8 protein-coding genes are annotated in these 5,521 nt (G+C 64.4%); all 8 read left to right on the top strand.

Annotated elements, in window-relative coordinates:
• Positions 1–759: hypothetical protein (locus ABNS06_RS14520; RefSeq protein ID WP_348675313.1), on the top strand; the 759-nt coding region annotated here is incomplete at its 5' end.
• A complete protein-coding gene (locus ABNS06_RS14515; RefSeq protein WP_348675312.1) occupies positions 731–1,357 on the top strand; it encodes a tetratricopeptide repeat protein in 627 nt (208 codons plus the stop codon). The genes ABNS06_RS14520 and ABNS06_RS14515, both read left to right, overlap by 29 nt.
• On the top strand, positions 1,354–1,659 hold the full coding sequence (locus tag ABNS06_RS14510; RefSeq protein ID WP_348675311.1) for a hypothetical protein: 306 nt from the start codon (positions 1,354–1,356) through the stop codon (positions 1,657–1,659). Before ABNS06_RS14515 ends, ABNS06_RS14510 begins: the two co-directional genes overlap by 4 nt.
• Before the next feature lie 95 nt (positions 1,660–1,754).
• Complete coding sequence (locus ABNS06_RS14505; protein ID WP_348675310.1) at positions 1,755–2,342, top strand: MotA/TolQ/ExbB proton channel family protein; 588 nt, start codon at positions 1,755–1,757, stop codon at positions 2,340–2,342.
• Positions 2,343–2,362: 20 nt separating this feature from the next.
• Complete coding sequence (locus ABNS06_RS14500) at positions 2,363–2,860, top strand: biopolymer transporter ExbD (RefSeq protein ID WP_348675309.1); 498 nt, start codon at positions 2,363–2,365, stop codon at positions 2,858–2,860.
• Positions 2,857–3,372 (top strand): biopolymer transporter ExbD, encoded by a 516-nt coding sequence (locus tag ABNS06_RS14495; RefSeq protein ID WP_348675308.1) that lies wholly within the window; start codon positions 2,857–2,859, stop codon positions 3,370–3,372. The genes ABNS06_RS14500 and ABNS06_RS14495 overlap by 4 nt, the downstream gene beginning before the upstream one ends.
• On the top strand, positions 3,369–4,385 hold the full coding sequence (locus ABNS06_RS14490) for an AgmX/PglI C-terminal domain-containing protein (RefSeq protein WP_348675307.1): 1,017 nt from the start codon (positions 3,369–3,371) through the stop codon (positions 4,383–4,385). Before ABNS06_RS14495 ends, ABNS06_RS14490 begins: the two co-directional genes overlap by 4 nt.
• Before the next feature lie 85 nt (positions 4,386–4,470).
• On the top strand, positions 4,471–5,265 hold the full coding sequence (locus tag ABNS06_RS14485) for an enoyl-ACP reductase (protein ID WP_348675306.1): 795 nt from the start codon (positions 4,471–4,473) through the stop codon (positions 5,263–5,265).
• Positions 5,266–5,521 lie beyond the last annotated feature (256 nt).

Below are 5,521 nucleotides of genomic sequence, written 5' to 3'. Positions count from 1 at the left end.
TTCAGTCGCATGGCTGGCGATCAGGGCGAGAATGAGACCACGAGACGCGAAGCAGCCATCCGCGCAGCCGAGCTTTACGACGAGAACGGCGCTCTGGCCGCGGCCTCCCGCGCTTACGCCAGCTATCTGGCGCAGTTCCCCGTACCGTTCGAGGAAGGCATCGAGATCCGGCAACGTCTGATCGAGATTCACGACGAGCTCAATCAGCCCAGCGAAGTCGCCTACTGGCGCCGGCAACTGATCAACGCCAACGCCGGGGCCGGCGCCGAGCAAACCGACCGCAGCCGCTATCTGGCGGCCAAGGCGGCCCTGGTCATGGCCGAAACCGAACTCGCCCGCTTCGAGGCTGTGAAGCTGACCCTGCCCCTCCAGGCCAGCCTGACCCGCAAGCGCGCGGCGATGGACCAGGCACTGGAGGCCTACCGGTCGGCCGCGCAATCGGGTGTCGCCGAGATCGCCACCGAGGCCACCTATCGGGTCGGGTCGATCTACCTGACGCTGAGCCGCGATCTGATGGCCTCGCAGCGACCCGCCGGACTGTCCGCACTGGAACTGGAGCAGTACGAACTGTTGCTCGAGGAGCAGGCGTTCCCGATCGAGGAACAGGCCATCGATGTCTTCGAGTCCAACGTCGAGCGAATGGACCAGGGTGTCTACGATCAGTGGGTGCAGCGCAGTATCGAGGCCCTCGCCGAAATCGTGCCCGCACGCTACGCCAAGCAGGAAAATTATGAGCTTCCGATCAATACGATTCGCTAGACGGGCGTCCTGTCTGGCGCTCGCGGCGGCGATGCTGGCGGGTTGCGCGACATCGCCGACGCCAAGCCAGCCGCAAGAGACCGCGCAGGCCCCGATCGCCCTGCCGCCGGTACCGGAAATCGAGATTCCGGATGCCGCGTTCAACGATTTCGCCGCTGCGATCAACGCGCTCAAGCGAGGCAACGAGGCTGCCGCGGAATCCGCGCTGCGCACGATGATCCGCAACTACCCGCAGATCGCCGGTCCCTACAGCAATCTTGCGGGGCTGCTCGCGCAGCGCGGTGAGAACGAGGAGGCACTGGAGTTGATCCGCCAAGCCGTGGAACGCAACCCGCGCAGCGCCCCTGCCTACAACCTGCAGGGCCTGCTCGAACGTCGCGCCGGCAACTTCGAAGCCTCCGAGCTGGCTTATCGCAAGGCCCTGTCCGCCGACGCGACCTTCACGGACGCGCAACGCAACCTCGGCATCCTCTACGACCTTTACCTGCGCAAGCCGGAAAAGGCCCTCGCGGCCTACCGCGCCTATCAGGAGATGCTCGCGGAGCCGGATGACACAGTTGGCATCTGGATTGCTGATCTGGAACGGAGGACGCAATGAGCCGCTTCCCACTCGTTCTGAGGCACGTACCTCATGTACTCTTCGGCCTGATCGTCGCGATGGCGGCGTCCGCTCAGCCGGTCGAAGAACCGATCGAGCTGCAGGGCGCAACCATTCGAGGCGAGCGGGAACTGCCGATCGGGCTGTACATCACGCCGTGGCGCAATTCCCCTCCGGAGGAAGGGATCGAGAAGCCGGCCAAATTGCTGGAAGAGGCACTTGTGCCGATCGACCCGCCGGCGTTCCGTCGGCAGATGCAATACTGGCAGGCCCTGGAATCCGCCAGGCGCCCGCCCGAATAACGTCTGGACCTACTTACTAACGCAGTAAAACGAGAGGCAATCGTATGGAGGTGTTCGGCACCATTGTCCGCTTTTTCCAAAACGGCGGACCGTTCATGTACCCGATCGTGATCATTCTCGCGATCGGTCTGTCCATCGCCATCGAGCGATACATCTATCTCACCCGTTCGGAAGCCGGGAATCGCAAGCTGTGGGAAAAGCTCCAGCCGCTGCTCTCCAATGGCGACTATGACGGAGCATTCGAGGTCGCGAGCAAATCGGATGCGGCCGTCGGACAGGTGCTGGCCTACGGGATCAGCCGGATGCGCACCAGCAGCAACCGCCAGGACGTCGAAATGTCCATGGAGGAAAGCCTGCTGGAAGTCACGCCTCAGCTTGAGAAACGGACTCACTATCTGGCCGTGCTGGCGAACGTCGCCACGCTGCTGGGCCTGCTGGGAACCATCATCGGCCTGATCGCGGGTTTCACCGCGGTGGCCAACGTGAACCCCGCGGAAAAGGCTGACCTGCTGTCGGCCAGTATCTCGGTGGCGATGAACACCACGGCATTCGGACTGATCGTCGCCATTCCGCTGCTGCTGCTGCACGCCGTGCTGCAGACGCGCACGACGGCGCTGGTGGACAGCATCGAAATGGCCAGCGTGAAGTTCCTGAACACCACCCGGACCACCGAACCGGCATGATCACCTCGCGATTACACCGGATGCGGCAGCGCGATCCGGCCGAAATGAACATCACGGCCTTCATGAACCTGATGGTCGTTCTCGTGCCGTTTCTGCTGATCACGGCGGTGTTTTCGCGACTGGCGGTCGTGCAGTTGAACTTGCCGGCGCCCGATACGGAATCCGTACCCGAGCAGAACGAACGCGACAGCCTCTCCGTAATCGTTCGGCTGGATCGGATCCAGGTCGCTGTGAACGGGTCGGTCCTGCAAAGCTTCGAACCAGGCCCTGATGGCTACAACTATCAGGCGCTGAACGAGCTGATCGTCACGCTTCGTGACCGCATCGCCTCCGAAGTCACCAGCGCGACGGTTCTTCTGGAGCCCGACGTGGAATACGACCTGCTGATCCAGGTCATGGACTCGATCCGGATGAGCTGGCCCACGGAGGATGCCGTGTCGACCGCGGACCGCCGGCAGCTGTTCCCGAATATCGCGATCGGCGATGCTCCGCCGCGCGCAACCGAGAGCAACGGATGAAGGAATCACGTCGTGCCCAGCGCATGCGCGAACGCAACGCGAAAAAGGGACGCGTTGCCTCGATGAACATGATTTCGCTGATGGACATCTTCACGATCCTGGTGTTCTTCCTGCTGGTGAACTCGTCGGCCGTGGAAACGTTGCCCAGCGCCAAGCAGTTGCAGCTACCGGAAGCCTTCGAGGACACCAAGGCCGGTGAGACGGTGAGCGTGATGATCACCCGCACCGACATCCTGGTGAACGGCGAGCCGGCAATGACCGTGGCCGACGCCGAGGCCGCAGAACGACTGGATGCCGTCCGAGCCAAGCTGGAATCAGTGCCCAAGGAACTGCTGCGCTATGCCGACGGCACCGAAACCGAGGGACGTGGCGAGGTCACCGTTCTTGCCGATCGCAGTATTCCCTACAAGGTCATCCGCCGCGTCATGATGGCCTGTACCGAGGCCGAGTACGCCGCGATCTCACTGGCCATTCTTCAGAAAACAGAAGTCGAATCCGGGTCGGACGCATGACCGCAAGCTATGCCCTGCACTCCGCCTGGACACTAGGCGTTGACGAGACGGATCGCCGGTTCAACCGGATTCTGGCGGTCACGCTGGTCCTGTTCCTGTCGCTGACGCTCGCCATTCAGTTCGTCCGGATGGCGGGTGACGAGGACGGCGTGGGCGACGAGCTGTCCGATCGATACGCCCGCCTGCTCCTCGAGCGTGCCCCGCCCGGGCCCAAGGCCGAGACCCAAGCGCCCGAGCCGGCCGCGGAAGAGGAGCCGGCGGAGGAACCCGAGGAGCCGGAACCCGAGCCCGAACCGGAACCGGAGCAGCCGAAGCCGCAGGAGCGCCCCCAGCCGGCGCCAACACCCGAACCCACCCAGGAGACGCAGGTGGAACAGGCGCGTGAGCGCGCCGAAGCCAGCGGCATCTCCCAGATTCGTGACGCGTTCGCGGACCTGAGAACGGAGCAATCGACCGCCGCACTCACCAACCCGCAGGCATTGGTCACCGCCGCACCAACGGCATCGGGAGGCGCACGGCGTTCAGGATCGTCGACATCAACCTCCGAGCTGCTGTCCAGCGCAAGCTCCGGCAGTTCCGGTATCGATACCAGCCAGATCGCCCGCGACGGCGGTGGCACCGGCCTGGCATCGCGGGAAACGACACGGGTGCAGGGCCCCGCCGCCGGTGGTGGCGGTGGTGGCGGCGCACCCGCCCGTGGGTCCGGCGGCAGCGCACCGGGCAAGGGCCGGCCCATCGACGAAATCCAGATTGTGTTCGATCGCACCAAGGGTGCCTTCTACTCGATCTTCAACCGCGCGCGACGACAGGATCCGACCCTGTCAGGCAAGGTCGTGGTTCGACTCACGATCGCCCCGAGCGGAGCCGTCAGCGCGGTGGAAATCGTCGAATCGCAGCTCAACAACGCGGATCTGGAAAGCAAGATTCTCAACCGCATCCGCCTGATGAATTTCGGTGCGAAGGACGTGCCGCCGATCACACTGGACTACCCGCTGTTCTTTGAACCGGGTTGATCGTCGGGCTGACCGTATTCGGAAATAGTGGCGCCCTGCTCCGGACCTTGATTGCCGGTGCGGCGCCTCGCAACGGAGACTCGACATGAGTGGATTTCTCGCAGGGAAGCGCGCGCTGATCACGGGTATCGCAAGCCCGCGATCCATCGCCTCGGGCATCGCGCAGGCGATGCATGAACAGGGTGCGAAACTCGCGCTGACCTACGCCGGTGACAAGCTCAAGAGCCGGGTCGAAGCAGCCGCCGAGGAATACGACGCCGAGCTCTGTCTGCCACTGGACGTCACCTCCGACGAACAGATTGCCGATCTGGTGCAGTCACTCGAATCGCAGTGGGGCGGCGTCGACATCCTGATCCACTCCATCGGATTCGCACCGCGCGAACTGCTCAAGGGCGGATTCCTCGAGTCCGTGACCCGGGACGGCTTTGCCGTCGCGCACGATATCAGCGCCTACAGTTTCGCAGCCCTGGGCAAGGCCCTTTATCCGCTGATGCCGGAATCCGGCGGCTCGATGCTCACGCTGACCTATCTCGGCGCGGAACGGGCACTGCCCGGCTACAACGTCATGGGACCGGCCAAGGCGAGTCTGGAAGCCTCGGTACGCTACATGGCGGCGGAACTGGGCCCCCGCAACATCCGCGTGAACGGCATTTCCGCCGGACCGATCAAGACCCTGGCCGCCGCGGGCATCTCCGGTTTCCGCGACATGCTCAGTGCCACGGCGCAGGCGGCGCCTCTGGGCCGTAACGTGGAACCGCTGGAAGTGGGCAACACGGCCGCGTTTCTGTGCAGCGACCTGGCATCCGGGATCACCGGCGAAATCCTCTTCGTCGACGCCGGGTACCACATCCAGGGCATGCCCAACGCAGACCTGGGCTGAGATTCGGCCGCCCCGCGCGCCGGTTATCGAATCAGGCGTTCGGCCCAATTGCCGGTCGCCACGCCTGCTGCACCAGGACCAGGAAAACCCCGTCGCGGAATCTCGCCGCCGGGTGGCCGGCTGAACGTCGGCTCAATCCCGCTGCGGCGCGAACCCCCGCCAGGGTTCACCTGACCGGCCGGAGTCAGGGCAAGGGCCGCGCCCTGCTCGGCCGGCATCCCGGGTTCTAGTACGGTGAGGCTGGCTCGACCTGCTC

It is taken from the genome of uncultured Abyssibacter sp. (assembly GCF_964000955.1).
Classification (GTDB): domain Bacteria; phylum Pseudomonadota; class Gammaproteobacteria; order Nevskiales; family OUC007; genus Abyssibacter.
This window is presented reverse-complemented; position numbering and strand designations above follow the sequence as displayed.